Origin of the sequence: Streptomyces sp. 8N706 (assembly GCF_052245415.1) — a bacterium.
GTDB lineage: Bacteria > Actinomycetota > Actinomycetes > Streptomycetales > Streptomycetaceae > Streptomyces.
Window position 1 is genome coordinate 21,257 of record NZ_JBQQBW010000043.1, and the last position, 25,898, is coordinate 47,154.

Below are 25,898 nucleotides of genomic sequence, written 5' to 3' on the forward strand. Positions count from 1 at the left end.
CCAACCCCCCGGTATCCGCGTAGCTTTGTCGCCAACGCCAGCCCCGGTGCCCCGGGGCACGACACGTCGGAGCAGTCTTGGCACGGAAGATCGGCAGTCGGTACACCGCCCATCAGGTCCTGGGCCGGGGATCCGCCGGCACGGTGTGGCTGGGGGAGGGCCCCGAGGGCCCCGTCGCCATCAAGCTGCTGCGCGAGGACCTCGCCTCCGACCAGGAGCTCGTCGGCCGGTTCGTCCAGGAGCGCACCGCGCTGCTCAGCCTCTCCCACCCTCGGGTCGTCGGCGTCCGGGACCTCGTCGTGGACGGCAACGACCTCGCGCTCGTCATGGACCTCGTCCGCGGTACGGACCTGCGGACCCGGCTCGACCGCGAGCGGCGCCTCGCGCCCGAGGCCGCGGTCGCCATCGCCGCGGACGTCGCCGACGGCCTCGCCGCCGCACACTCCGCCGGGATCGTCCACCGCGACGTCAAGCCCGAGAACGTCCTGCTGGACATGCAGGGCCCGCTCGGCCCCGGCGGCGCCCACCCCGCGCTGCTCACCGACTTCGGGATCGCCCGGCTGGTCGACGCGCCCAGCCGCACCCGGGCCACGAAGATCATCGGAACCCCCGACTACCTTGCGCCGGAGATCGTCGAGGGCCTGCCGCCCCGTGCTTCCGTCGACATCTACGCCCTCGCCACGGTCCTCTACGAGCTGCTCGCGGGTTTCACACCGTTCGGCGGCGGCTACCCCGGGGCGATCCTCCGCCGCCATGTGACCGAGACCGTCGCGCCCCTGCCGGGCATCCCCGACGAGCTGTGGCAGCTGCTCGTCCAGTGCCTCGCCAAGTCGCCCGCTTCGCGGCTGCGCGCGGCGGAGCTGGCGGGCCGGCTGCGGGAGCTGCTGCCCGACCTGGCCGGGATGCCTCCGCTGGACGTGGACGAGCCGGGCTCCGAGCCCGACGAACCCGACCCGGTGTACGACGAGCGCGCGCACCGCCCCGAGGGCACCGGGGCCTCCCCGCGCCGGGGGGCCGTACCGCTGGTCCACGGGAGCGCGCCGGACTCCAACCGCGACACGCACACGAGCATGCGCGTGCCGAGCGCGGACGAACTCGCGGGCGGCGCCCACGGCACCGCTCGCGTGCCGCGGGCCGCGGGGGAGCGCCGCCCGGGCTCGGCCCGCCACCGCTCCGCCTCGGAGGCCGTACGCCGCCGTCGGATCAGGCTGGCCGCGGCCGCGGTGGCACTCGCCGTCGCGGCGGGGTTGGGCGGCTGGCTCGCGGCGAGCGGCGACGACAGCGACTCCGAGCCCCCGGGCGTGGAGCGGTCCGAGGGTGCCTCGGCGACGCCCTGACCCGTACGGGCAGGGTGGTCCCTGTGGCGGATGAGGCGGCACGCACGCGGGGCCCCGGGACGGAGCCACGCACTCCGGGAGGTCCCAAGCGCTCGGGAAGCGCGCCAGGGCGCTCGGAGATGGTGCCGGCGCTCGGGGAGACGTGTCAGGCACTCATGGCCGGGCGCTCATGGTCGGGCGCTTCGGTGAAGCGCTCAGGGGTGAAGCGCTCGGGGAAGGCGGAGACGCTCAGGGGAGGTATCGCTCGACCGCTGCGGCCCCCTTCTCGTCGAGGAGGCGCCTGGCCCTCTCGATCCGCTCGGGTGTCACATCGCGGCCGGTCAGCTTGACGAGGTCCTCGGGGTCCACGGGCCCCTCGGCACCGGTACGGAGCCGCAGGGGCTTCGGTGCGGTGGACCCTTCCTCGTTCCTCTCGGTCATGGCGACCCTCCTTCTTCCCTTCGGGGCCATATTCGAGCCGGGCGGGCGAGCCCAGGCCCGTTCACCACCCATTGTGGGACGTTTCGCCCCCGTACAGAAGGCCGGGAGCACTACGGCCGGGGCTACGTCCGGCAGCCGTTACGCTGGACCCGTGGCAGTCGTCGATGTATCCGAAGAGCTGAAGTCCCTCTCCTCGACCATGGGGTCGATCGAGGCCGTCCTGGACCTCGACACGATGAGGGCCGACATCGCCCTGCTCGAGGAGCAGGCGGCGGCCCCCTCCCTGTGGGACGACCCGGAGAACGCGCAGAAGATCACCAGCAAGCTCTCCTACCTCCAGGGGCAGCTTCGCCGGGCCGAGGAACTGCGCGGCCGTATCGACGACCTCGAGGTGTTGTTCGAGCTCGCCGAGGCCGAGGACGACGCGGACGCCCGCGCCGAGGCCGACGCCGAGCTGGTCTCCGTCCGCAAGGCGGTCGAGGAGATGGAGGTGCGCACCCTCCTCTCCGGCGAGTACGACTCCCGCGAGGCGGTCGTCAACATCCGCGCCGAGGCGGGCGGCGTCGACGCCGCCGACTTCGCCGAGCAGCTGCAGCGGATGTATCTGCGCTGGGCCGAGCGGCACGGCTACAAGACGGACGTCTACGAGACGTCCTACGCGGAGGAGGCCGGCATCAAGTCGACCACCTTCGCCGTCCAGGCCCCGTACGCATACGGCACCCTCTCCGTCGAGCAGGGCACCCACCGCCTCGTGCGCATCTCGCCGTTCGACAACCAGGGGCGCCGCCAGACCTCGTTCGCGGGCGTCGAGGTGCTGCCGGTCGTCGAGCAGACCGACCACATCGAGATCGACGAGTCGGAGCTGCGCGTCGATGTGTACCGCTCCTCCGGCCCGGGCGGTCAGGGCGTCAACACCACCGACTCCGCGGTGCGGCTGACCCATATCCCCACCGGCATCGTCGTCTCCTGCCAGAACGAGCGCTCGCAGATCCAGAACAAGGCGACCGCCATGAACGTCCTCCAGGCGAAGCTGCTCGAGCGGCGCCGCCAGGAGGAGCAGGCCAAGATGGACGCGCTCAAGGGCGACGGCGGCAACTCCTGGGGCAACCAGATGCGTTCGTACGTTTTGCACCCGTACCAGATGGTCAAGGACCTCAGGACGGAGTTCGAGGTCGGCAACCCGCAGTCGGTCCTCGACGGCGAGATCGACGGTTTCCTGGAGGCGGGTATCCGCTGGCGCAAGCAGCAGGAGAAGTAGGCTCCAGCGGACCGAGGCAACTGTCACTCCCGGGCTGGCAGTTGCCTTTTTCGTCACAGTCACGTTGCCTTAACGCCCGGCATTTCCCCCACAGCTGACAATGCGTGCGGAATGACCTTGACGCTGATGTGAAAAGTGGGAAAGCTGACGCGCGGCATGCCCATGACTGGGGCGCGTGTGATCGGGGGCGGGGCGGGTTGTCCCGCCGTATCAATTCCCCCCATGCGGCCGCTGCCCGGTGCATGGCTGCTCCACTGACGAGAACAGCTACTGGGGGTAGCAAGCAGATGACCAAGAAGATGCGGCTGCGCGTGGCGCGGATTGCGGCCGGTGCGGTGATCGCTGCCGGTGCGTCGCTGACCGCTGCCGGTGCCGCTCAGGCCGTCGGCGTGGATGTCGAGGTCGCCGGAATCAATGCCGGCGTGCACGCCGGTGAGCGTGGCGTCGAGGCCGGCGTCGGCATCGGCGAGGGCGACGGCGAACCGAGCGAGGAGCCCACCGAGATCCCGACGGAGATCCCCAACGAGATCCCCACCGAGATCCCGACGGAGATTCCGACCGAGGTCCCCACGGACGTGCCGACGGACCCGACCGACGAGCCGACCCAGCCCACCGAGGAGCCCTCCGGGCCGGGTAACGGCAACGGTGGCGGTAACGGCAACGGCGGCGACAACGGCAACGGCAACGGTGACGCCAACGGCAACGGTGGCGGCAACGGTGGCGACGCCGGAAACAACCCGGGCCCCAACGCCGGCTCGGGCGCTGAGGCCGGTACGGACACCGACAGCGTCGGCTCCAAGCCCGTCCAGCAGGGTGAGGCCAAGGAGGAGCTCGCCGAGACCGGTGCCTCCGAGACCACCTTCCTGCTGATCGGTGCCGCGACCATGATCGCGGGTGGCATCGGCTTCCGTATGATGCCGCGCCTGATCAACCGTGGCGGTGGCGCCGCGGCGGCCTGATAGCCGTACAGCCCTGACCGAGGGGGCCCCGGAACGCTGAGGCGTTCCGGGGCCCTCGCGCATGTCCGGCATACGGAGAGTGGCCCGCTGGTCTCCCAGGCCGGGAGAGGCGTCCTGGAGAGCTCGGGCGCCCGCTCGACACGGCTGAACCGGGGCCGAGAAGCAAAACCGGCCGCCGACGGGGTACGCAGGCTCCTCGGCAGAGCACGCAGGTCTGTCGGCTTGATTACTCAGGGTCATGGGGAGTGCGCAGGGCTCTCGGCGGGCACTCGGGGTCGTCGGCGGAGCAGCAGGCTGTCGGCGGGACACCCAGGCTGTCGGCAGAGCACGCAGGCCCCCGGCGGGGGCGCTCACGCTCCTCGGAGAAGCACCCAGGGCTCCCAGCGGGACACTCAGGGAGTCGGCAGAGCACGCAGGGCTCCGGGCGGGACTCTCGCAGGGCTACGGCAGGGCGGCCGGGGTCCGGAGACCCGGGAAGACGCCGCTCCGGCCCTTCAGGCTGGACCGACCGGGCCGACACCAGGCCAGGGCTTCACGCCGAAGCGGTCCAGGAGCGGGGTCAGGCGCCCTGCTGAGCCAGTACGGGCGCCAGCACCGCCACGGCGATCAGCGCCACCAGCAGGGCGAGCAGCGCCGCCGGAGACAGCCCGCCGAAGGGGCCCTCCTGCTGCATCCGCTGCCTGCTGGCCCGGCACACGGGGCAGCGGCCCTCACTGACCGGGGCCGCGCAGTTGGCGCACACCAGACGGTCGCATGTCATGCGATCTCCTCCTCACTGTGGCCAACGCAGGGGCGAGCCTTCCGGTTCCCCCCTACCACTGTGCCAGCTTCCGCACGATTCGGCGCGCCTCACAGGATTCCGTAACCCTGGAGAGCGAGAAGTCGGAGGTCAATGCCTGGTTTGTGCCTGATAATGCCGTGAATCACCGCTCAACCCCCGACGGGCGACTGCACGGCCCGTCCGGGTTCGCGTATGGTCACGCTCACCGACGGGAACCGCAGCTCGGCATCCCGTGCCCCCTATACAGGTCGACCCTGGTGCATCCGTGATCCGATTCGACAACGTCTCCAAGACCTACGCCAAGCAGACCCGTCCTGCGCTCCGTGACGTCTCGCTCGAGATCGAGAAGGGCGAGTTCGTCTTCCTCGTGGGATCCTCGGGATCCGGCAAGTCCACCTTTCTGCGGCTGCTGCTGCGCGAGGAGCGGGCCAGCCACGGCGCGGTGCATGTCCTGGGCAAGGACCTCGCACGGCTCTCCAACTGGAAGGTGCCGCAGATGCGCCGCCAGTTGGGCACCGTCTTCCAGGACTTCCGGCTGCTCCCCAACAAGACGGTCGGGGAGAACGTCGCCTTCGCCCTCGAAGTGATCGGCAAGCCGCGCGGCCAGATCCGCAAGACCGTCCCCGAGGTCCTGGACCTCGTCGGCCTCGGCGGCAAGGACGACCGTATGCCGGGCGAGCTGTCCGGTGGTGAGCAGCAGCGGGTGGCCATCGCGCGGGCGTTCGTCAACCGCCCGATGCTGCTGATCGCGGACGAGCCGACCGGAAACCTCGACCCGCAGACTTCCGTCGGCATCATGAAGCTGCTGGACCGGATCAACCGGACCGGCACCACGGTCGTCATGGCCACGCACGACCAGCAGATCGTCGACCAGATGCGCAAGCGCGTCATCGAGCTCGAAAAGGGCCGACTGGTGCGCGACCAGTCGCGCGGTGTCTACGGCTACCAGCACTGAGCCCCTCCCGTAGCCGCGGCCGCCACCCCTGAAAGGACATCATGCGCGCCCAGTTCGTCCTGTCGGAGATCAGCGTCGGTCTCCGTCGCAATCTCACGATGACCTTCGCGGTCATCGTCTCCGTCGCCCTCTCCCTCGCCCTGTTCGGCGGTTCGCTGCTCATGCGGGACCAGGTGAGCACGATGAAGGGCTACTGGTACGACAAGGTCAACGTCTCGGTCTTCCTCTGCAACAAGAACGACGCGGAGAGTGATCCCAACTGCGCCAAGGGCGCGGTCACCGCGGACCAGAAGCAGGAGATCAGCACCGATCTCAAGAACATGCCGGTCGTCGACACCGTGCAGTTCGAGACCAGTGACCAGGCGTACAAGCACTACAAGGAGCAGTTCGGCGACTCGCCGCTCGCCAGCTCCCTCACTCCGGACCAGATGCAGGAGTCCTTCCGGATCAAGCTGAAGGACCCGGAGAAGTACGAGGTGATCTCCAGCGCCTTCTCCAGCAGGCCGGGCGTGCAGGAGGTGCAGGACCAGAAGGGGTTGCTGGAGAACCTCTTCAACCTCCTCAACGGCATGAACTACGCCGCCCTGGGTGTCATGGCGCTGATGCTGGTCGTCGCGCTGATGCTGATCGTCAACACGGTGCGGGTGTCGGCGTTCAGCCGTCGGCGTGAGACCGGCATCATGCGGCTGGTCGGCGCCTCCAGCTTCTACATCCAGATGCCGTTCATCATGGAGGCGGCCTTCGCCGGGCTGCTGGGCGCGGTCGGCGCCTGCGCGATGCTGCTGATCGGCCGTTACTTCCTGATCGACCACGGACTGGCGCTCGCCGAGAAGATGCAGCTGATCAACTTCATCGGCTGGGACGCGGTGCTGGCCAAGCTTCCGCTGGTGCTCGCCATCGGTCTGCTGATGCCCGCGTTGGCTGCTTTCTTCGCGTTGCGCAAGTACCTCAAGGTGTGATGTGTACCCCGGGCGCCGTACGGTCAATCGCCCGTACGGCGCTCTTCGGTGTCCTAGACTCACCCGCATGTCGGGCCCGTATACGTTCCTCCCGCCCCGCAGCATGCGCCGCGGGGCGGCCCTGACATTGGTCTTCGGATGCGTCATCGCCACCGGTGCCGCCGCGGGCATCTGGGGCGGTGAGATCGCCAATCCCTCGCGGCTGCCCGCACGTTCGGTGGCCAGTACCGCCGACCGGGCCGACCGGGCCGAGGTCGCCAGGGCCGCAGCCGAGGCGATGGCCGAGGGCAAGTCCGGTTCGCAGGCGGCCGAAGAGGTCGTGAGCCGCAGCGGGGACCGCTGGAGCGCCGTCTACACCGCCCGTGAGTACGAGGGCGTCCAGCAGGCTCTGGACGGGGAGTACGTCGGCGTGGGGCTCTGGGTGCGCGGCGGCCCCGGCGGCCGGATCGAGGTGGCCCGTGTCCAGCCCGGCGGCCCCGCCGCCCTGGCGGGTGTAAGGGCCGGCGACGGGCTCCGTACGATCGACGGCCTGCGCATCACCGGCCGGCCGGTCACCGATGTCGTCGCCCGGCTGCGCGGCGACGAGAGCGAGGGTCATCCCGCGGGCGCCGGCACACCGGTCGTACTCGGCCTCGAGCGCGCCGGACGGAGCTGGGACGAGGCCCTGCGCCGTACCCGGCTGGCCACCGAGACCGTCACCGCCGGCCGGTGGACCTCGGACCACGCCACCCGGATCAAGGTCGAGTCCTTCACCAAGGGCGCCGGCGAGCAGGTCCGCCGCGCGGTGCGCGAGGCTCCCGAGGGCGACGGCATCCTGCTGGATCTGCGCGGCAACTCCGGCGGCCTGGTCACCGAGGCCGTCACCGCCGCCTCCGCCTTCCTCGACGGCGGCCTGGTGACCACGTACGACGTACGGGGCGAGCAGCGGGCCCTCTACGCGCGGAAGGGCGGAGACACCGCCAGGCCGCTGGTCGTGCTCGTCGACGGGGGAACCATGAGCGCCGCCGAGCTGCTGACCGGCGCCCTCCAGGACCGGGGCCGGGCGGTGGTCGTCGGCTCGCGGACCTTCGGCAAGGGCTCGGTCCAGATGCCGAGCGAGCTGCCGGACGGCTCGGTCGCGGAGCTCACCGTGGGTCACTACCGCACTCCGGCCGGGCGTAGCGTGGACGGCGGCGGCATCTCCCCCGACCTGGCCGTACGCCGGGGGGCGGAGGACCGGGCCCGCACAGTATTGAGTGGCCTCGGAGGCGGGGCGTAGTGCGAGAATGGCCGGGCTATGGCTAAAGAGACGGGTCGCAAACTGATCGCGCAGAACAAGAAGGCGCGGCACGACTACACCATCATCGACACCTACGAGTGCGGTCTCGTGCTGACCGGCACCGAGGTGAAGTCGCTGCGGCAGGGGCGGGCCTCGCTGGTGGACGGCTTCGGGCAGCTCGACGGCGGCGAGGCGTGGCTGCACAACGTGCACATCCCCGAGTACACCCAGGGGACGTGGACGAACCACAGCGCGCGCAGGAAGCGGAAGCTGCTGCTGCACCGGGCGGAGATCGACAAGCTGGCGAGCAAGACGCAGGAGACGGGCCATACGCTCGTACCGCTCGCGCTGTACTTCAAGGACGGCCGGGCCAAGGTCGAGCTTGCCCTCGCCAAGGGCAAGAAGGAGTACGACAAGCGGCAGACGCTGCGGGAGAAGCAGGACCGGCGCGACGCGGACCGGGCGATCTCGGCCGCGCGGCGGCGGCAGCGGGCCTGACTCCCGGGGTGGCCGCCGCCCGGGCCTGGGGTGGGGTCGGCGCCGGTGGGCGCACCGGCGCCGGGCGCACGGCCGCGGTGCTCACAGGCGGGAATACGCTGGCACGGCCATGCGTTGATCACGTATGATGGCGCCAGCAGCATGCGGGTGCACAGCGCCCGGCGCCGCAGATTGAAAAATGAACATGGGGATGATCGGTTTCGACAGCGATTGTCGAGACAGGGGAAGCGAGCCGAGGAAGCGGCAATGATCTCGTAAACCATATGTCGCAACCAATAAGTGCCGATAACAAGAGCACTCAGTTCGCCCTCGCTGCCTAAGTAGCGACTAGCGAACTTGTCAGCCCGGGGCTGTTCCCGACCCGGATCCTGGCATCAGCTAGGGAACTAAACCACTAGCCCCGGTCACGGGGGCTGGTGGGAAACCAAACAGTGACTGGGCCCGTCGGAGACTTGTTCGCGTGATCTCCGGGGCCGAGAAAATCGCAGCGAACTGCGCTCGGAGAAGCCCTGTTTCCGCATCGTTGGACGCGGGTTCGATTCCCGCCATCTCCACGAAGGCGATAGGCGACGTGTGTCTGCGGAATGCGCAGACAGCGTCGCCTTCGTCGTTTCTGCGCGGCTGCGCCGCGCGTGGCGGGGGCTTTGCCACCCGCACCCCCTGTGGGCGATGGGTGATGTGTGTCTGCGGTAAGGGCAGACGGCGTCGCCTTCGTCGTTTCTGCGCGGCTGCGCCGCGCGTGGCGGGGGCTTTGCCACCCGCACCGCCTGGTGGTGGGTGGCGGTGTCTGCGGAGAGTGCGGAGTCGCCTTTTTTCGGCAGTCCCGAGCCTGGGCCGAGCCGCGACGGGGCAGCCGGTCCGAACGGAGGCGGGCCGGAGGCCGGTCAGCTGTGGCGAAGGCCGGGCCGGAGGCGGGCGCGGCCTGCCGTGGCGGCCAGCAGGGCCAGTGCTCCCGCCGTCGCCGGGACCCAGTAGCCCGCGGCGGCACCGAGGTGCTCGACGGTCCGGCCGGTCGCGGCCGCGCCCGCCGAGATGCCGACCAGCAGCGCGGTGCAGGCCGTGTTCATGCCCTCGTTGAGCTGTTGGCCCGGGACGAGCTGCTGGACCAGGGTCATGCCGGTGACCATCGTCGGGGCCGTGGCCATGCCGGCGACGACCAGCAGAACAGCCAGTACCGGAAGGCTGTCGGCCACAGTCAGCGGCAGCACTCCCAGCGCCATGGCGGCCACCCCCGCGACGAAGCGCCGCCCCGCCGGGCCACGCGGCCGTAGCGCGCCGAAGACCAGCCCCGCCCCACAGGAGCCGGCGGCCTGAAGAGCCAGGACCGCGCTGCTCGCCGGGCCGCCCCCCATCGAGTCCACCGCGGCGATCGTCGCCACTTCCATTGAGCCGAAGAGGGCTCCGGTGGCCAGAAAGGTGCCCAGCACCACCCTCAGGCCGGGAATGCGCAGGGGCGGTGCGGAGCGGCGGGGCCCCTGGGGGCGGACCGCGGGCTCGGTGCCGCGCTGGGCGGCGAAGAGCAGGGTGCCCGTGGTGAGCAGGACCGTAGCGGTCAGCAGCCCGGCCTCCGGGAAGGCCAGGGTGCAGAGCAGCATCGCCGCAGCCGGGCCCAGCATGAAGCAGATCTCGTCGAGGACCTGCTCGAAGGAGTTGGCGGTGTGCCGCAACTCGGTGTCGTCCCAGTGGAGTTCCGTCCAGCGGGCGCGGGTCATGGCCCCCACGCCCGGCACGCCCGAGAAGCCCGCGCAGGCGAGGAAGAGCGCCCAGTGCGGGGCGTCGTAGTGCACGCACAGCAGCATCGCCGTCGCCCCGGCCGCGAAGACCAGTGCCGCCGGTACGGCCACCCGGGACTGCCCGTGACGGTCCACCAGCCGACCGAGCAGGGGCGCAGTCGCTGCTGTGACCCCCACCCCGGTGGCCGAGACCGCCCCGGCCAGGGCGTAGGAGTCACGGACGACGGCGATCATCACCACCATGCTGACGCCCAGCATCGACCCGGGCAGCCGGGCCATGAACCCGGCCAGCGTGAAGGCCACCGCACCGGGCGGGGCGAAGATACGGCGGTACGGATCCAGGGGGCCGGCCGGCCGCCGGGCGGCGGTGCGCCGGGGCGTACGGCGGTCGGCGACGACCAGCGTGTCGCCGACCACCGTCAGCAGAGGGGAGTCGGGGGAGTGCGGCATGCGCCAACCGTCTCCGCTGGGGCCGGTGTTGGTCCAACACCTGATCGGTGGCCATTGACGCAGCTGTGTTGTTGACTGCCGTGCGTGCCCCGAGACATCGACCCGCGCCTGCTGCGTGCCTTCGTCACCGTCGCCGGTGAGCTGCACTTCACCCGGGCGGCGGCACGCCTCCATGTCGCACAGCAGGCGCTCAGCCGCGACATCCGGCGGCTGGAGCGGGAGCTGCGCACGGATCTTTTCCTCCGCACCACCCGGCAGGTGGCTCTGACGGCGGACGGTGAGCGGCTGCTGCCGTACGCGCGGCGCGTACTGGAGGCGCAGGAGGAGCTGGTAGCGGCGTGTGTGCCGGACGGCTCGCGGCCGCTGCTCGTCGATGTGGGCGCGACCGTCACCACGGGGCACCAGGTGCTGGAGGAAGCCCGGCGGCTGAGGCCCGACCTGGAGTTGGTGGCCCGTTTCCACAGCGGTCTCACCGGCGCCGCCGAGGAGATCCTGAGCGGACGGCTGGATGTCTCCTTCGGCCGCTTCGCGGGCCTCGGCCCCACGGCTCCGGCCGGGCTCGACCACCGGCCCGTGCGCTGCGAGCGCATGGCGGTCCTGCTGCCGGACGGCCATCCACTCGCAGCGCGGGCCGAGGTGCCGGTGCGGGCCCTCGCCGGAGAGACCCTCTACACGGGGGCGGGCAACCCCGCGACCGCCGAGTGGACCGATCTCGCGAGGTGTCTCTTCGCGGGCCGGGGCATCGTCATGGCCGCGCCGTTTCCGGAGATCGACGGCCACGCCGAGTTCATGCGGGTCGTACGGAAACAGGGCTGGTCGGTCCTGGCGAGCAGCGAGTTCCTCGATGTCCCGGGCATGGTGCTGCGGCCGTTGGCCGACCCCGTGCCGCTGTCCCCGGTCTCCATGGTCTGGCGCCGCGGCCTGCGCCATCCGGGCCTGCACGCCCTGCTCGAGGCGGCGCGGACGCTGGGCGTGGCCGGTCAGTGGCTGGAACGGCCCGAGGGGGCCTGGCTGCCGGAAGCGGACGAGGCGTTCCTACGGACGGCCGAGACGTAGTTTCGGCAGCTTTTCGTTCTGTCTGGTTTTCTGTCTGTCATTAAACGATCACCTTTGACCGTTGAGCCGGGCTCGTCACGCTGTGTCGGTGCTGTGCGCTACGTTTGTCCGCCCGGGCATAAAAGGCGGTAGGGGGCGCTCGGGCCGGGTGGGGAGACCCGGTCCGACGGCAGAGGCCCGGGACGTCGCGTGCGCACCTCCATCGGCTCCTGCACTCGGGATGTGCGTACATCAGTGGAGAACTTACGAGACCGCGCCCTGTTCCGGGGTGCCCTCACCCCGGACGCCGACGCGGCGTCCCCGACCTGCCGGGAACCGGGCCTGGACGACAGCTCGCCGACGCAGACCCTGCCGGTGGTGCCCGTCGGCGTACCGGTCGGGGCATCCGGGGAGGGGGACGGCGCCGCTGACGGCGCGATCACCGCGGAGCCTGCCGGACCGGTGTTCGTCGACAGCAGCGGACGGCGCAGAAGGAAGCTGCGCCGGTTCGGCTGGGTCCTCGGCTCGGGATGCGCCTGTTACGCGGCGCTCCTGGTCTATTCGCTGCTCGGGGGCAACGCCGGTGCCCCCTGGCTGCTCATACCGGGCGCGGACGAGGACAAGCCCGGGGAGACGGTGGTGACGTCGCCGGACGAGACCGCCACCGCGGAGCCCGGCGCCTCGCCCGGTCCGACCACCGGCGCCATCGGCTCCGGCGTCTCCGCCGGCCCCGCCGCTGCCGCCTCCGGTGGAGCGTCGCGGCCGTCCGTCTCCGGCGCGCCCGACCCGAAGCCGGCCGCGTCGGTCCGGGACGGAGGCCGTCCCACGGCCTCTCCCGGTGGCTCGACGGCGCCCACCGCGCCCGGGTCCACGTCCGGACCCGGCCGGCCCGCCACCGGCACCGGTCCCGCCCCCGTGCCCGGCACGGACCCGGACCCCGCGCCGGAGGATCCCACGGAGCCGTCCGCCGGGTCCTCCCCGGATCCGACCGCCGACGAGAGCCCGCAGCCGGCCCCGGAAGGCGGGTCGCAGTGAGGTTTTTCCTCACCGGTGGCCGCCGACGCCGGCTGCCGATGCGTTATCTGCTGCCCTCGCTGCTCCTCGTCGCGCTGTCGGCCATGCTGATGCTGCGCGGCTATGTGCACAGCGAGATCCTCGCCGACCACCGGGTGCGGCCCTCGGCCCCCGCCGACGCGGTTCCTCAGAGGATTCTGCACGGGGGCCCGGTGCTCGACGCCCGGGGCGATGGGCAGCCGGCCGGCCACGAGATCCCGGACAGGACGCTCGTCCTGACCTTCGACGACGGCCCGGACCCGACCTGGACACCGAGGATCCTGGACCAGCTGAAGCACCACCGTGCCCATGGTGTCTTCTTCGTCACCGGCACCATGGCGTGCCGGTACCCCGATCTCGTACGGCGGATGGTGGCCGAAGGCCATGAGGTCGGCCTGCACACCTTCAACCACCCCGACCTCTCCTTCCAGTCCCCCGCCCGCATCGACTGGGAACTCACCCAGAACCAGCTCGCGCTGGCCGGAGCCGCCGGGATCCGCAGCTCGCTCTTCCGCCCGCCCTACTCCGCGACCGCCGACGCGCTGGACAACAAGTCCTGGCCGGTGACCCGCTACATCGGCAGCCGTGGATACATCAGCGCCTTCATCGACACCGACAGCGAGGACTGGGCGCGCCCCGGCGTCCACGAGATCGTCCGCAGGGCGCTGCCGGAGAAGCGGGGCGACGGTGCCATCGTGCTGATGCACGACTCCGGCGGCGACCGCTCCCAGACGCTGGCCGCCCTGGACGTGCTCATTCCACGGATGAAGGCCCAGGGCTACACGTTCCCGACCCTCACCCGGGCCCTCAACGCGCCCAGCGCGCACACCGCGGTCACCGGGCCGGAGCTGTGGAAGGGCAAGGCGTTCGTCCTCGCCGTGGAACTCTCCGATGACGCGATGGATGTTCTGACCGTCCTCCTGGCCGTCGTCGGCGGTCTGGTCCTGCTCCGCTTCGGTCTGATGCTGCTGCTCTCCTGGGCGCACGCCCGCCGCAGGCGCGGAAGCAGCTTCCGGTGGGGTCCGCCCGTGACCGAGCCGGTCAGCGTGCTGGTCCCGGCCTACAACGAGGCCAAGTGCATCAGCAACACCGTGCGCTCCCTGGCCGCCGGCGACCACCCGGCGGAGATCATCGTGATCGACGACGGGTCCGCCGACGGCACCGCCGACATCGTCGAACAGCTCGCCCTTCCGGGCGTACGTGTCGTACGGCAGCCCAACGGGGGCAAGCCCGCCGCCCTCAACAACGGCATCGCGCACGCCTCGCACGACATCGTCGTGATGATGGACGGCGACACCGTCTTCGAGCCGTCGACCGTCCGCGAGCTGGTGCAGCCCTTCGGCGATCCGTCCGTCGGCGCGGTCGCCGGGAATGCCAAGGTCGGCAACCGCGACACCCTCATCGGCGCCTGGCAGCACATCGAGTACGTGATGGGCTTCAACCTCGACCGCCGGATGTACGACGTGCTGCGCTGTATGCCCACCATCCCGGGGGCGGTCGGCGCCTTCCGCCGCGAGGCCCTGGACCGCGTCGGCGGGATGAGCGACGACACCCTCGCCGAGGACACCGACATCACCATGGCCCTGCACCGGGACGGCTGGCGCGTGGTGTACGCCGAGAAGGCCCGCGCCTGGACCGAGGCGCCCGAGACCGTCCAGCAGCTGTGGTCGCAGCGCTACCGGTGGTGCTACGGCACCATGCAGGCGATCTGGAAGCACCGCCGCGCCCTGGTCGAATCCGGGCCCTCCGGCCGCTTCGGCCGGGTCGGGCTGCCCCTGGTGTCCTCCTTCATGGTCGTCGCCCCGCTGCTGGCCCCGCTGATCGATGTCTTTCTCGCCTACGGCCTGATCTTCGGCCCCACCGGGAAGACCGTGCTGGCCTGGCTGGGCGTCCTGGCCATCCAGGCCGTGTGCGCCGCGTACGCCTTCCGGCTGGACGGCGAACGGATGACGCATCTCGTCTCGCTGCCGCTGCAGCAGATCCTCTACCGCCAGTTGATGTACGTGGTGCTGCTCCAGTCCTGGATCACCGCCCTGACCGGCGGCCGGCTGCGCTGGCAGAAGCTGCGCCGCACCGGAGCGGTCGGGGCCCCGCTCGCCGCGGAGCCGGCGCGTACCGGCGGAGTTCCGGAGAAGGGTCCCGTCGCATGAGCGTCGGTTCCACCGCGGGGCCGTCCCCGGGCCGGCACCGGGCCGGCAGCGGTGCCGGACCCGCCTCGCCCGACGCCGCCGCCGACGACGGGTTCGCCTCGTCCGACGTGGCGCGGCCGGGAAACCGGCCCGGCCGTGACCGCTGTCTCGACCTGCTGCGCACGGCCGCGCTCGTCCGCGTCGTCGTCTACCACGCCTTCGGATGGGCCTGGCTGACGCTGGTCTTCCCCTCCATGGGCGTGATGTTCGCGCTGGCGGGGTCACTGATGGCGCGCTCGTTGCGGCGCCCCGCCCTCGGTGTCCTCCGCAGCCGCGTCCGCCGGCTGCTGCTGCCGCTGTGGCTCTTCGGCGTCGTGGTGCTGGGCGCCCTGTTCGCCGGGGGCTGGCAGCCGGAGAAGGGGGAGGGCGTCTGGTGGTGGGTGCGGATCGTCTGCTGGGTCGTACCGGTCGGTACCCCGCCCTACCCCTCGCAGATCGGCCAGGGCGGCCTGCTGGAGGACACCTGGGCCGTACAGGCGGCCGGACCCCTCTGGTATCTGCGGGCCTACTTCTGGTTCGTGGTGCTCTCGCCGCTGCTGCTGAAGGCGTTCCGGCGGCTGCCGTGGGCGGTCCTGCTCGCCCCGCTCGCCCTGACGTCGGTCGTGGGGACCGGTCTGGTGGAGATCCCCGGCGCCACCGGTGAGGCGGTCACGGACTTCGCGGTCCACGGCTCGTGCTGGATCCTCGGCTTCGCCCACCACGACGGCCTGCTGCGCCGTATACCGGGGTATCTCGTGCCCTCCCTGGCGCCCGTGCTGATGGCCGTCGGCCTGTGGTGGGCCTCGGGACACCAGGGGGATGAGGGCTGGGACCTCAACGACATCCCCCTGGCCCAGGCCCTGTGGTCCTTCGGTTTCTGTCTGCTTCTGCTGAGCCTCTCCCCGTCCTGGCAGGAGCTGCCGGGGCGGCTTCGGCGCCTCGACAAGCCGGTCACGCTCGCCAACAACCGCGTGGTGACGATCTATCTCTGGCACGAGGCCGCGCTCATCGCCGCCGTGCCGCTGATCGATCTGCTGTGGGAGCTCCCGGGCGACTGGCCGACGTACGCCGGGCTGCTCGAGAGCTCGTACACGATCACCGCCTTCCTGCTCGCCTGTCCGGTCATCGCGCTGCTCATCGTGGCCTTCGGGTGGGCCGAGGACATCGCGGCCGGGCGCCGGCCGCGGCTGTGGCCCACCGGCGCCCGCGGATGAGGAGCGGGACGGCTCTCACAGCATCCATGGCGGACGGGTGAGTTCAAGGTTTCGTACGCGTCACCTGTCGCCACGGCCCTGAAACGCGGCCTCCCTAACGTCTGCCAGTGCCGGCTTATTCTCGGCCCGATACTTGTGGAGGCGTGATGACTGCTCCGACGACCACACCGCGTAAGGGGGGCCGCTGGATCGAGCAGTGGGACCCGGAGGACGACACCTTCTGGCAACAGAAGGGCGAGCGGATCGCGACCCGCAACCTGATCTTCTCGGTCCTCTCCGAGCACATCGGCTTCTCCATCTGGACCCTGTGGTCGGTCATGGTCCTCTTCATGGGACCCGAGTACGGGATCGACCCGGCCGGGAAGTTCTTCCTGGTCGCCGTGCCGACGCTGGTCGGCGCCGTGCTCCGCGTCCCCTACACGTTCGCGGTCGCCCGGTTCGGCGGGCGGAACTGGACGGTGGTCAGCGCCCTGCTCCTGCTGCTGCCCTCGGTGGCCGCGGCCCTGGTGATGGAGCCGGGCACCTCGTACACCACGTTCCTGCTGGTCGCGGCGCTCACCGGTGTCGGCGGCGGCAACTTCGCCTCCTCCATGACCAACATCAACTCCTTCTATCCGCTGCGGAAGAAGGGCTGGGCGCTCGGCATGAACGCGGGCGGCGGCAACATCGGCGTGCCGGTCATCCAGCTGATCGGCCTGCTCGTCATCAGCACCGCCGGTGCCGCGCAGCCGCGGCTCGTGCTCGCCGTCTACATCCCGCTCATCGTGGTCGCCGCGACGCTGTCCGCGCTGAAGATGGACAACCTGGCGCCGGTGAAGAACGACACCGGGGCCGCCAAGGAGGCGGTCAAGGACGCGCACACCTGGATCATGTCCTTCCTCTACATCGGCACCTTCGGCTCGTTCATCGGCTACAGCTTCGCCTTCGGCCTGGTCCTGCAGACCCAGTTCGCCCGTACGCCGCTGCAGGCCGCCTCGCTCACCTTCATCGGCCCGCTTCTGGGCTCGCTGATCCGCCCGGTCGGCGGCCGCCTCGCGGACCGGATCGGCGGCGCCCGCGTGACCCTGTGGAACTTCGCCGCCATGGGCGCCGCGACGCTCGTGGTGATCTACGCGTCCATGGAGAAGTCGCTGCCGGTCTTCCTGGTCGGCTTCATCGCCCTCTTCGTCCTGAGCGGCCTCGGCAATGGCTCCGCATTCAAGATGATCCCGGGGATCTTCCACGCGAAGGCGGTCGCCCGGGGCCTGGCGGGGGAGGAGGCCGCGGCTTACGGGCGGCGGCTCTCCGGCGCCGCGATGGGCCTGATCGGCGCGGTCGGCGCGCTCGGCGGCCTCGGCATCAACCTGGCCTTCCGCCAGTCCTTCATGACCGGGGGATCCGGCACCCCGGCGTTCGTGTCCTTCCTCGCCTGCTACGCGTTGTGCTTCGCCGTGACCTGGGCGGTATACCTGCGTAAGACCCCGGCGCAGCCGGTGCCGCAGACCGAGACGACCGCCGAATCGGCGAAGCGGCTCAGCTACGCCGAAGTGTGACCCCATCCGACCAGGGCGTCCGCGCCGCGCCGGCCCTCGGGGCGGGTGGCGCGGACGCCTCTGTCGTACGGGCGGTCCCTGTTTCGGTGTAACACCCAGGAAATGCTGGTGAACCGCGAGCGTCACCCGGCGTTGGCACGATGGCCACAGGGCTTGGGGCCGGACGGCTGTGTACGCAGCACGGGCGGCTCCGGGCAGGACACACCTTCAGCGGAGCGAGGCAGAGGCATGCACGGCGAGGATGCGGAGCACCTGTCGGGCGGCGCGGAAGCGCCGGCCCCGGCCGGGGCACGGGGCGCTGCCGGGGCACCTGCGGGTGCGGCGGGCGCCGCGCAGCCGCTCGCCGGTTTCACCGTCGGTATCACCGCCGCGCGGCGGGCCGACGAACTGGGCACGCTGCTGCAAAGGCGCGGCGCCGTGGTGCTGCACGCACCGGCGCTGCGGATCGTGCCGCTGCCCGACGACACCGAACTTCTCGCCGCGACGAAGGAACTGATCGACGACGCGCCGGACGTCGTGGTCGCCACCACCGCCATCGGCTTCCGCGGATGGGTCGAGGCAGCCGACGGCTGGGGGCTCGGGGAAGCCCTGTTGGAGCGGCTGCGCGGGGTGGAACTGCTCGCCCGCGGGCCCAAGGTGCGCGGTGCGATCCGGGCCGCGGGGCTGACCGAGGAGTGGTCCCCCGCCTCCGAGTCGATGGCCGAGGTGCTCGACCGGCTGCTGGAGGAGGGCGTCCAGGGTCGCCGGATCGCGCTCCAGCTGCACGGTGAGCCACTGCCCGGCTTCGTCGAGGCACTGCGCGCCGGGGGCGGAGAGGTCGTCGGGGTACCCGTCTACCGCTGGATGCCGCCGGAGGACATCGGCCCGGTGGACCGGCTGCTCGACGCCACGGTGAGCCGCTCGCTCGACGCGGTGACCTTCACCAGCGCCCCCGCGGCGGCGTCGCTGCTGGACCGGGCGCGAGAGCGCGGAATGCTGGAGGAATTCCTGGACGCACTGCGGCACGATGTGCTGCCCGCGTGCGTCGGTCCGGTGACCGCGCTGCCGCTGGAGGCACACGACATCGACACGGCGCAGCCGGAGCGCTTCCGGTTGGGACCTCTCGTTCAGCTGCTGTGCGTCGCACTCCCGGGGCGGGTCCGGTCGTTGCCGGTCAGTGGGCGCCGGGTGGAGATCCGGGGGCACGCGGTGCTCGTGGACGGCGAGCTGAGGTCCGTACCGCCCGCGGGGATGGCGCTGCTGCGGGCGCTGGCACGGCGGCCGGGGTGGGTGGTGCCGCGCGCCGAGCTGCTGCGGGCGCTGCCGGGCGCGGGGCGTGACGAGCACGCGGTGGAGACGGCGATGGCCCGGCTGCGTACGGCGCTGGGTGCGCCGAAGCTGATCCAGACGGTGGTCAAGCGCGGCTACCGGCTGGCGCTCGACCCGGCGGCCGACACCAAGTACGGCGACGCGTAGGGCCTGTCCCGGCTTGGATCACATCCGGGGACGCGCAGGGCCTGTCCGGACTGGGACCACCTCGGGGGAGTGCCCCCGGCCACGTGCCCCGGGCCATCGGTCGGAAGCGCCGTCGGGTAAGGCGTGCTCCCGGCGCCGCCCCCCCACCGCGTGGCGGGGGATCGGTGGTCCGACCGGACCGATCCGGTCCCGTACGGCCGTCTTCCCCCCGGCGTGGACCCCGCGGGAGAGTGGGTTCCGTGCGCGCGGTGGGCACGGTGGGGGTGGGCCACGCGCGAGCCCAGGGGTGTCGGCTCGTTGAAGGAGTGGCAGGGACATGGCGGCGTCGGACTCGGGCGGGCTGCGGTACGACGCCGGGCGGATCTGCCTGGACCTGGTGGCGACACGACGCCCCGGACGGGGCGCGGGGGACTGCCTCGTGGAGCGGCTCGACCGCCCCGAACGGCTGCGGACGTGGCTGACCGGAGCGGGGCTGGTGCCGCCCGGCGCTCCGCTCGGCGCCGCCGACGACGGCTGGCTCGACCGCTTCCGTACGCTGCGTGACCTTCTCCATCGGGTGATGGGAGCGGAGCTCACCGGCCGCGCGGCCGACCGTGACATCGAGGCGCTGAACGCTCTGGCCGCCGCCTCCGCACCCCCTCCCGTGCGGGCCGTACGCGGCACCGACGGCGACCTCGTCCGCAGACTCGCCACCGCACCGGACTGCGTGGGCCTGCTCTCCGCAGTCGCCCGCGACGCCATCGACCTCCTCACCGACACCACGGCGCGCCGCCAACTGCGGCAGTGCGAAGGCGACTCCTGCACGCTGGTGTATCTCGACACCTCGCGGGGGCGGCGCCGCCGATGGTGTTCCAGCGAGGTGTGCGGCAACCGGGAGCGGGTCGCCCGGCACCGGCGGCGGGCCGTCGCGGCGCAGGGCTGAGACAGCTCACCGCAAGACCGGCGAACGCTGAAGCCCCGACCACCGACGCCCCGAACGCGTAGTCCGCTGTACGCGGAGGCCTGAACGCGGAGGGCCTGAACGCGGAGGCCGTACCCGGGCGTGACGCAGCCCCCGGCGGGACGGACCGAGGGCTGCGAGTTCCGGTGACGGCTGGTCAGGCTCCGGCTCTGTTCTGTGCCGTCAACCGTTGAGGAAGACGTAGTCGGCCCGGTACGGCACGGCGGCGACCGGCTTCTCGTACGGGTCGCAGCTGCCGGCCGGGGCGACACCGCCGACCGTGTTCAGCCGCAGGATCTCCGTGGTGCGGGCGAAGAGTCCCTGCGCACGGCCGGACGGCGTGGCCCGCAGGTCGAGTTCGGGGATGTTGCTGTCGCCGTTCGGTGTCTTGGAGATCAACTCGCCCGTGACAGCGCTGCGGTCCGGCGCGACCCACTGCGGGGTGCCGGAGTTCGGCCGCACGAAGGAGTGGACGATGCCGCGTGCGAGCAGGGCCCGGACGTCGCGCTGCGCGAACGCGTAACGCCCGCCCGGTTGCCGCGTGCACTCATAGACCTGGGCGCCCCTGATGACGGACGCCTGGAAGTTCGACAGCGCCGCGTCGAAGTCGAACTCCTGGGTCACCTTGTGGAACTGGCCGCGGACCGCGCCGCCGGGGAACGCGGCCGTGTGCAGATTGGCGTAGAAGGCCCCGGGGTCGCTGGTGAACCGCTGGAGGAACGCCCGGTCCCCGACCGTCACCGAGCCGGTGGCCGTACGGCCCTTCCCCGCCGTCTTCTTCGAGATCAGCGGCACCTTCACCGCACCGTTGCTGCCGCGCCCGCCCTCGTGGATATGGAGCGCCGTCGGCCGGCCGATGCCGCGGAACGTCACCGCGAAGGACACCTGGTTCCCCCGCACGCGGACGAACTCGAGCGCGGAGCCGTTCTTGTCGCCGACCGCCGGACCGCCCGGGGCCGGGACCTCGTTGGCCCCGTTCAGGCTCGCGACGAAGACGGACTCCCCGCCGCGCGGGCCCGGGCCGTCGTGTGCGACGGCCGGAGATACGGCAGCCGCCAGCCCGGCTGCCGTGGCGCATGCGGTCGCACCGAGACGAAAGGCGTGACGCCGGTCCTTGATGCGATTCATGGCGGGTCCTCCCGTTGATGGAGCTGACGCCCCCTGCATCAGCTCTTCACCGAGAAGTACGGATTCGGCCCGGCATGGAACTCACCCCTGACATGTGAGCTGTCTCATGCCGACTCCCCTGAACGGAAAGGGCGGTTGCCGCGTACCGGGGCCGCCGCCCGGTGAATTCATCCAAGAATTTTTCCGAGCCGTTGAGTGGCCGGCCCGCCCCGGCCGTACTCAGGGGGGAAGCGGCAACCAGCCCACGTCCACCTCTTCCTTGGGGGAGTCAGCAATGTGCAAGTCCCACCGCTTCCGCCTCGTCGCGGTCTCCGCCCGCGCTGTCCCCACCTGGACGGCGACGGCCCGTGACGGTGGGTCGGAGTCGGGCAAGGACGACGGCGGAGGTTCCGGAAGCTCCTCGGGCTACTGACCGTTCCCCCACGCCAGTGGGTCCGAGGACGGGCGGGGGTCCGCCGCAGACGAGGGCTGCGGACCCCCGCCCCATTTCGTGAGTCCATCCAATGACCGTTCCCAGCAATCTCCAAAACTGGGACTCGACCAGGAGGTTCGGGTGCGCAAGGATGCGGCCGTGGTCGAACACCGTCCTTCAAGAACCCGCCATAGGGCCGAAAAACCGCGGGCCGGCAGCCCCGTGCCGGATGAGGAACTCATGCGGGTCCTCTATCGCGAACACGCGGGTCCGCTTCTTGCCTACGTCCTCCGCTTGGTCGCCGGCGACCGCCACCGGGCGGAGGATGTCGTCCAGGAGACCCTGGTACGTGCCTGGCGCAACGCGGACCAACTGAACCGGGCCACCGGTTCGGTGCGGCCCTGGCTCGTGACCGTCGCACGGCGCATCGTCATCGACGGACACCGCAGCCGCCAGGCCCGTCCGCAGGAAGTCGACCCCTCGCCCCTGGAACTCATGCCCGCGGAGGACGAGATTGACAAAGCCCTGTCGCTCATGACGCTCTCCGATGCCCTGGGCGACCTCAGCGACGCGCACCGGGAGGCGCTCGTCGAAACGTACTTCAAGGGTCGTACGGTCAATGAAGCGGCAGAGAAACTCGGCATACCCAGCGGGACGGTGAGATCCCGTGTTTTCTACGCGCTGCGCTCCATGAAGCTCGCGCTCGAGGAACGAGGAGTGACGGCATGACCGCGCACGAGCGCCAATCAGAGCACGAGGCCGTCGGGGCCTACGCGCTCGGCGTGCTGGACGCTGCGGACGCGGCAAGATTCGAGGAGCACCTGGCCTACTGCGAGCGCTGCGCGCGGCATCTCGACGAGTTCATGGGCCTCGAACCGCTGCTCGCCACGCTGGCCCAGGCTCCCCAGGGCGTCTCCGACCCCGCGTCCCTCCATGCGACCCCCAGCCCGCAGCTGCTGGACCGGCTCGTCGACGAAGTGGCGGTCAAGCGCCGCCAGCGCCGGCGGCGCGGCCTCTATCTCGTCGCGGCGGCCGCCGCCCTGATCATCGGCGGTCCCGTGGCCGCCACTGTGGTGACCGCGGAGGACAGCGGATCCACGGTCGCGGGCGGACCGCACGCGCACTCCACCAGCCCCGCCGAGGACGCCTTCTTCAACCACATGAGCGACAAGGTCGAGTCCACCGACCCGGTCAGCAAGGTCGCCGCCACGGTCGGTACCGAGGAGAAGGGCTGGGGCACCCACACCGTCCTCGAGCTGAAGAACGTCAAGGGCCCGCAGCGGTGCAACCTCATCGCCGTCTCCAAGACCGGCGAGGAGGAGGTCGTCACGTCCTGGGGTGTGCCCCGCTGGGGGTACGGCGTCCCGGGCAGCACCCATGAGACCGCCAAGCACCCGCTGTACGTCCACGGCGGCGCGGCCATGGCCCGTAGCGACATCGATCACTTCGAGGTCCGCACCTTCGAGGGCAAGCGACTGGTCTCGGTCGACGCCTGACCCCTCCGGGGGTGCCGTGCCGACGGCTGAAGCCGCCGCGGCGTGGCACCCCTGCCTCGCTCCTCTTTTTCCCTCCCCCTCCACCCGGTTTCCCTCCCCCTCCACCCGGACGCACAGGCGTGCACGTCACGCCCCCGTGGCGTACGGTTGACGGCTGCCCAGCACGTCAGAAGGGGGACCCGGGTGGCCGCGCAGGATGCCGCAGTCGATTCGGTACGGGACCGCGAGATCGGGGTCGAGCAGGACCACCTCGACCAGGTGTACCGGCGTCTCGAGGAGAAGATCCACGAGGCGGAGTTCCTGATGGACGACGCCGTCCGCCGAGGCCAGGTCGGTACGCCCGGCGCGCTCGCCGAGCGTGACGCGCAGGTCTTCCGCGCCGGGGTGCACCTCAACCGCCTCAACAGCGAGTTCGAGGACTTCCTCTTCGGCCGGATCGACCTGCTGCCCGGCAAGGACGGCAAGCGCGGGCCGGATGGCGCGTACACCTCCGTGGAGCCGGCCGACGAAGCCGTACGGACCGATGACTCCGGTGCGTACGGCGAGATCGCGGAGACCCTGCACATCGGCCGGCTCGGAGTGCTCGACGCCGACTACTCCCCGCTCGTCATCGACTGGCGGGCGCCGGCTGCCGCTCCCTTCTACCGGTCGACCCCCAAGGAGCCCGGCCGGGTCGTACGGCGACGGGTGATCCGCAGCAAGGGCCGCAAGGTACTCGGCGTCGAGGACGACCTGCTGAGACCCGAGCTGACCGCGACCCTGGACGGCGGTGAGCTGCCCGTCGTCGGCGACGGCGCGCTGATGGCCGCGCTCGGCCGGGCCCGCAGCCATGCCATGCGGGACATCGTCTCCTCCATCCAGGCGGAACAGGACCTGGTGATCCGGGCCCCGGCGGCGTCCGTCACCGAGGTCGGCGGCGGGCCCGGCACCGGAAAGACAGCGGTCGCGCTGCACCGCGCCGCGTACCTCCTCTACCAGGACCGGCGCCGCTACGCCGGGGGCATCCTGGTCGTCAGCCCGACCCCGCTGCTGGTCGCCTACACCGAGGGCGTCCTGCCGTCCCTGGGGGAGGAGGGGCAGGTGGCGATCCGCGCGGTCGGCTCGCTGGTCGACGGCGCCGAGGCCACCACGTACGACGAGCCGGCCGTCGCCCGGATCAAGGGCTCCTCGCGCATGGTCAAGGTGCTCCGCAAGGCGGCGCGCGGCGCTCTGGAGTTGCCGCCGCCGGCCGGGGCGGCGGACGAGCGCGCGGCGGGCAAGGGGGCCACGGGCGAGGGTGCCGCGGGTGGGGGAGGGATGCCCACGCGGCTCCGGGTAGTGGCCTTCGGCGGCCGTATCGAGCTCGACGCCGCGGAACTCCAGCGGATCCGCCAGGCCACGCTCGGCGGGACCGCGCCGGTCAACCTGCTGCGCCCGCGCGCCCGGCGCCTCCTCCTCGACGCCCTGTGGGAGAAGTCCGGCGCCCGCAAGCGCTACACCGACCCCGAGCTGGCAGCCGAAGCTCGCGAGGCGTTCGACGAGGACGTCTCCACCGAGCCTTCCTTCGTCGACTTCCTCGACGCCTGGTGGCCCGAGCTGAGCCCGCGCCGGGTGCTGGCCGCGATGGCCGACGAGCGGCGGCTCGGCCGCTGGTCCCGGCGGGTGCTCGAGCAGCGTGAGGTGCGGATGCTGGCCCGCTCCCTCGGGCGCCTGGACAGCAGCGGCCAGGGTCCGCTGTCCGTGCACGACGTCGCGCTGCTGGACGAGCTCCAGGTGCTGCTGGGCACGCCGGCCCGCGCCCGTAAGCGGGAGGCCGACCCGCTCGACCAGCTCACCGGCCTGGACGAGGTCACCACGTTCGCCGACCGCAGCTCGGCCCGCCGCAGCCGTGGCGAGCGGCTGGAGGAGGAGCGTACGGACTACGCGCATGTCATCGTCGACGAGGCGCAGGACCTCACCCCGATGCAGTGGCGGCTGGTGGGCCGTCGCGGCCGGCACGCCACGTGGACGGTCGTCGGTGACCCGGCGCAGAGCTCCTGGTCCGATCCGGGGGAGGCGGCCGAGGCCCGGGACGAGGCGCTCGGCCACCGCCCGCGCCGCCGGTTCACCCTGACGGTGAACTACCGCAACCCGGCCGAGATCGCCGAGGTCGCGGCGAAGGTCCTCGCTCTGGCCATGCCGGGCATGGAATCCCCGGAGGCGGTCCGGTCGACCGGCACCGTGCCCCGCTTCGCCGTGACGGGCAACGGGCAGCGCGCCGTGGCCGTCCAGGGACAGCGCCCGGGAACGAACGGCGGCCGGGGCCCGGTGGCGAACGGCAGCCGGGGCGCGGCGGCGAAGCGCGGCGGGGCCGCGGACGACGACCTCGGCACGGCTGTACGCGAGGAGGCCCAGCGGCTGCTGGACGAGGTGGACGGGACGGTCGGCGTGGTCGTGGCGATGGACCGGCGCGAGCAGGCCCGGCGGTGGCTGTCCGGTCTCGGTGAGCGAGTGGTGGCGCTGGGCAGCCTGGAGGCCAAGGGGCTGGAGTACGACGCGACGGTCGTGGTCGCGCCCGCCGAGATCGCGGACGAGTCCCCGGCGGGCCTGCGGGTGCTGTACGTGGCGCTGACCCGGGCCACTCAGCGTCTGACGGTCCTCTCCGGGGAGCGGGACGCTCCGGACGCGCACGGGGTCCCGGATCTGCTCAGGGACTGATCACGGCATGCAAGGACCGATCAAGCATGCCCGGACCAGGCAACCGCTGATCATGGGCTGATCAAGGACGGTTCAACGAGGAACAAGGGCTGATCAAGGACCGGAGGTGCGGCTGATCGGGGCCCTTGTCGGATCAACTGGCGCACCAGGAATGACTTTCGGGGACTCTTTGTTAGCCTGA

22 protein-coding genes and 1 other RNA gene are annotated in these 25,898 nt (G+C 71.5%); 19 read left to right on the forward strand and 4 right to left on the reverse strand.

What is annotated here, in order from left to right; translation table 11 throughout:
• Positions 1-77: 77 nt before the first annotated feature.
• Positions 78-1,337, forward strand: a complete 1,260-nt coding sequence (locus tag ACTWQE_RS18110; protein WP_443329998.1) for a serine/threonine-protein kinase — start codon at positions 78-80, stop codon at positions 1,335-1,337.
• 228 nt (positions 1,338-1,565) lie between these two features.
• On the opposite strand, the gene ACTWQE_RS18115 is transcribed toward ACTWQE_RS18110, so the two are convergent.
• The gene (locus tag ACTWQE_RS18115) at positions 1,566-1,757 is read right to left on the reverse strand and encodes a hypothetical protein (RefSeq protein ID WP_443329999.1); all 192 of its coding nucleotides are present in this window, start codon (positions 1,755-1,757) and stop codon (positions 1,566-1,568) included.
• A gap of 151 nt (positions 1,758-1,908) precedes the next feature.
• On the opposite strand from ACTWQE_RS18115, the gene prfB reads away from it, so the two are divergent.
• Together prfB and ACTWQE_RS18125 are read left to right on the forward strand one after the other, a co-directional pair.
• Positions 1,909-3,015 carry a peptide chain release factor 2 gene (gene prfB / locus ACTWQE_RS18120; RefSeq protein WP_443330000.1) on the forward strand — a complete coding sequence of 369 codons (1,107 nt, stop codon included), beginning with the start codon at positions 1,909-1,911 and terminating at the stop codon, positions 3,013-3,015.
• Between the two features lie 287 nt (positions 3,016-3,302).
• The gene (locus ACTWQE_RS18125; RefSeq protein WP_443330001.1) at positions 3,303-3,974 is read left to right on the forward strand and encodes a hypothetical protein; all 672 of its coding nucleotides are present in this window, start codon (positions 3,303-3,305) and stop codon (positions 3,972-3,974) included.
• 559 nt (positions 3,975-4,533) lie between these two features.
• Here the strand turns inward: ACTWQE_RS18125 and ACTWQE_RS18130 are convergent.
• Positions 4,534-4,734, reverse strand: a complete 201-nt coding sequence (locus ACTWQE_RS18130; RefSeq protein WP_443330002.1) for a hypothetical protein — start codon at positions 4,732-4,734, stop codon at positions 4,534-4,536.
• Positions 4,735-5,020: 286 nt separating this feature from the next.
• Between ACTWQE_RS18130 and ftsE the strand changes: the two genes are divergently transcribed.
• The 5 genes from ftsE to ssrA all read left to right on the forward strand — a co-directional run bounded on the left by ftsE (position 5,021) and on the right by ssrA (position 8,982).
• A complete protein-coding gene (gene ftsE, locus ACTWQE_RS18135) occupies positions 5,021-5,710 on the forward strand; it encodes a cell division ATP-binding protein FtsE (protein ID WP_443330003.1) in 690 nt (229 codons plus the stop codon).
• A gap of 41 nt (positions 5,711-5,751) precedes the next feature.
• A complete protein-coding gene (gene ftsX / locus ACTWQE_RS18140; RefSeq protein WP_443330004.1) occupies positions 5,752-6,669 on the forward strand; it encodes a permease-like cell division protein FtsX in 918 nt (305 codons plus the stop codon).
• 67 nt (positions 6,670-6,736) lie between these two features.
• Positions 6,737-7,927 carry a S41 family peptidase gene (locus tag ACTWQE_RS18145; RefSeq protein ID WP_443330005.1) on the forward strand — a complete coding sequence of 397 codons (1,191 nt, stop codon included), beginning with the start codon at positions 6,737-6,739 and terminating at the stop codon, positions 7,925-7,927.
• 18 nt (positions 7,928-7,945) lie between these two features.
• Positions 7,946-8,425 (forward strand): SsrA-binding protein SmpB, encoded by a 480-nt coding sequence (gene smpB / locus ACTWQE_RS18150; protein WP_443330006.1) that lies wholly within the window; start codon positions 7,946-7,948, stop codon positions 8,423-8,425.
• A gap of 186 nt (positions 8,426-8,611) precedes the next feature.
• Positions 8,612-8,982, forward strand: a transfer-messenger RNA (tmRNA) gene (gene ssrA / locus ACTWQE_RS18155).
• A gap of 327 nt (positions 8,983-9,309) precedes the next feature.
• Here ssrA and ACTWQE_RS18160 read toward each other — a convergent pair.
• Positions 9,310-10,608 (reverse strand): MFS transporter, encoded by a 1,299-nt coding sequence (locus ACTWQE_RS18160; RefSeq protein WP_443330007.1) that lies wholly within the window; start codon positions 10,606-10,608, stop codon positions 9,310-9,312.
• Positions 10,609-10,692: 84 nt separating this feature from the next.
• Here ACTWQE_RS18160 and ACTWQE_RS18165 point away from each other — a divergent pair, with 84 nt between their 5' ends.
• From ACTWQE_RS18165 to ACTWQE_RS18195, 7 genes are all read left to right on the forward strand, one after another.
• Positions 10,693-11,664, forward strand: a complete 972-nt coding sequence (locus ACTWQE_RS18165) for a LysR family transcriptional regulator (RefSeq protein ID WP_443330008.1) — start codon at positions 10,693-10,695, stop codon at positions 11,662-11,664.
• Between the two features lie 222 nt (positions 11,665-11,886).
• Entirely contained in the window at positions 11,887-12,678 is a 792-nt protein-coding gene (locus tag ACTWQE_RS18170; protein ID WP_443330009.1) for a hypothetical protein, read from the forward strand.
• A gap of 38 nt (positions 12,679-12,716) precedes the next feature.
• Complete coding sequence (locus tag ACTWQE_RS18175) at positions 12,717-14,846, forward strand: bifunctional polysaccharide deacetylase/glycosyltransferase family 2 protein (protein WP_443330028.1); 2,130 nt, start codon at positions 12,717-12,719, stop codon at positions 14,844-14,846.
• Positions 14,843-16,078 carry an acyltransferase family protein gene (locus ACTWQE_RS18180; protein ID WP_443330010.1) on the forward strand — a complete coding sequence of 412 codons (1,236 nt, stop codon included), beginning with the start codon at positions 14,843-14,845 and terminating at the stop codon, positions 16,076-16,078. The genes ACTWQE_RS18175 and ACTWQE_RS18180 overlap by 4 nt, the downstream gene beginning before the upstream one ends.
• A 146-nt stretch (positions 16,079-16,224) precedes the next feature.
• On the forward strand, positions 16,225-17,610 hold the full coding sequence (locus ACTWQE_RS18185) for a nitrate/nitrite transporter (protein ID WP_443330011.1): 1,386 nt from the start codon (positions 16,225-16,227) through the stop codon (positions 17,608-17,610).
• Between the two features lie 228 nt (positions 17,611-17,838).
• Positions 17,839-19,065: a uroporphyrinogen-III synthase gene (locus ACTWQE_RS18190; protein ID WP_443330012.1), complete on the forward strand. Its 1,227-nt coding sequence runs from the start codon at positions 17,839-17,841 to the stop codon at positions 19,063-19,065.
• Between the two features lie 316 nt (positions 19,066-19,381).
• On the forward strand, positions 19,382-19,987 hold the full coding sequence (locus tag ACTWQE_RS18195; protein WP_443330013.1) for a CGNR zinc finger domain-containing protein: 606 nt from the start codon (positions 19,382-19,384) through the stop codon (positions 19,985-19,987).
• A gap of 201 nt (positions 19,988-20,188) precedes the next feature.
• Here ACTWQE_RS18195 and ACTWQE_RS18200 read toward each other — a convergent pair whose 3' ends face one another.
• Positions 20,189-21,133: a CHRD domain-containing protein gene (locus tag ACTWQE_RS18200; protein ID WP_443330014.1), complete on the reverse strand. Its 945-nt coding sequence runs from the start codon at positions 21,131-21,133 to the stop codon at positions 20,189-20,191.
• Positions 21,134-21,407: 274 nt separating this feature from the next.
• Between ACTWQE_RS18200 and ACTWQE_RS18205 the strand changes: the two genes are divergently transcribed.
• The 4 genes from ACTWQE_RS18205 (at position 21,408) to ACTWQE_RS18220 (ending at position 25,717) form a co-directional block, all read left to right on the forward strand.
• Positions 21,408-21,545 (forward strand): hypothetical protein, encoded by a 138-nt coding sequence (locus ACTWQE_RS18205; protein WP_443330015.1) that lies wholly within the window; start codon positions 21,408-21,410, stop codon positions 21,543-21,545.
• Positions 21,546-21,686: 141 nt separating this feature from the next.
• Positions 21,687-22,274 carry a sigma-70 family RNA polymerase sigma factor gene (locus ACTWQE_RS18210; RefSeq protein WP_443330016.1) on the forward strand — a complete coding sequence of 196 codons (588 nt, stop codon included), beginning with the start codon at positions 21,687-21,689 and terminating at the stop codon, positions 22,272-22,274.
• The gene (locus ACTWQE_RS18215) at positions 22,271-23,041 is read left to right on the forward strand and encodes a zf-HC2 domain-containing protein (RefSeq protein WP_443330017.1); all 771 of its coding nucleotides are present in this window, start codon (positions 22,271-22,273) and stop codon (positions 23,039-23,041) included. Before ACTWQE_RS18210 ends, ACTWQE_RS18215 begins: the two co-directional genes overlap by 4 nt.
• Before the next feature lie 183 nt (positions 23,042-23,224).
• Positions 23,225-25,717 carry a HelD family protein gene (locus tag ACTWQE_RS18220; RefSeq protein ID WP_443330018.1) on the forward strand — a complete coding sequence of 831 codons (2,493 nt, stop codon included), beginning with the start codon at positions 23,225-23,227 and terminating at the stop codon, positions 25,715-25,717.
• Positions 25,718-25,898 lie beyond the last annotated feature (181 nt).

Bases quoted from the DNA above. Each gene is read 5' to 3' on its own strand.
- ACTWQE_RS18205 (WP_443330015.1), top strand. From the start codon at position 21,408: ATGTGCAAGTCCCACCGCTTCCGCCTCGTCGCGGTCTCCGCCCGCGCT.
- ACTWQE_RS18215 (WP_443330017.1), top strand. From the start codon at position 22,271: ATGACCGCGCACGAGCGCCAATCAGAGCACGAGGCCGTCGGGGCCTAC.
- ACTWQE_RS18125 (WP_443330001.1), top strand. From the start codon at position 3,303: ATGACCAAGAAGATGCGGCTGCGCGTGGCGCGGATTGCGGCCGGTGCG.
- ACTWQE_RS18200 (WP_443330014.1), bottom strand. From the start codon at position 21,133: ATGAATCGCATCAAGGACCGGCGTCACGCCTTTCGTCTCGGTGCGACC.
- ACTWQE_RS18145 (WP_443330005.1), top strand. From the start codon at position 6,737: ATGTCGGGCCCGTATACGTTCCTCCCGCCCCGCAGCATGCGCCGCGGG.
- ACTWQE_RS18160 (WP_443330007.1), bottom strand. From the start codon at position 10,608: ATGCCGCACTCCCCCGACTCCCCTCTGCTGACGGTGGTCGGCGACACG.
- ACTWQE_RS18115 (WP_443329999.1), bottom strand. From the start codon at position 1,757: ATGACCGAGAGGAACGAGGAAGGGTCCACCGCACCGAAGCCCCTGCGG.
- ftsX (WP_443330004.1), top strand. From the start codon at position 5,752: ATGCGCGCCCAGTTCGTCCTGTCGGAGATCAGCGTCGGTCTCCGTCGC.
- ACTWQE_RS18175 (WP_443330028.1), top strand. From the start codon at position 12,717: ATGCGTTATCTGCTGCCCTCGCTGCTCCTCGTCGCGCTGTCGGCCATG.
- ACTWQE_RS18130 (WP_443330002.1), bottom strand. From the start codon at position 4,734: ATGACATGCGACCGTCTGGTGTGCGCCAACTGCGCGGCCCCGGTCAGT.
- ACTWQE_RS18180 (WP_443330010.1), top strand. From the start codon at position 14,843: ATGAGCGTCGGTTCCACCGCGGGGCCGTCCCCGGGCCGGCACCGGGCC.
- ACTWQE_RS18195 (WP_443330013.1), top strand. From the start codon at position 19,382: ATGGCGGCGTCGGACTCGGGCGGGCTGCGGTACGACGCCGGGCGGATC.
- smpB (WP_443330006.1), top strand. From the start codon at position 7,946: ATGGCTAAAGAGACGGGTCGCAAACTGATCGCGCAGAACAAGAAGGCG.
- ACTWQE_RS18190 (WP_443330012.1), top strand. From the start codon at position 17,839: ATGCACGGCGAGGATGCGGAGCACCTGTCGGGCGGCGCGGAAGCGCCG.
- ACTWQE_RS18185 (WP_443330011.1), top strand. From the start codon at position 16,225: ATGACTGCTCCGACGACCACACCGCGTAAGGGGGGCCGCTGGATCGAG.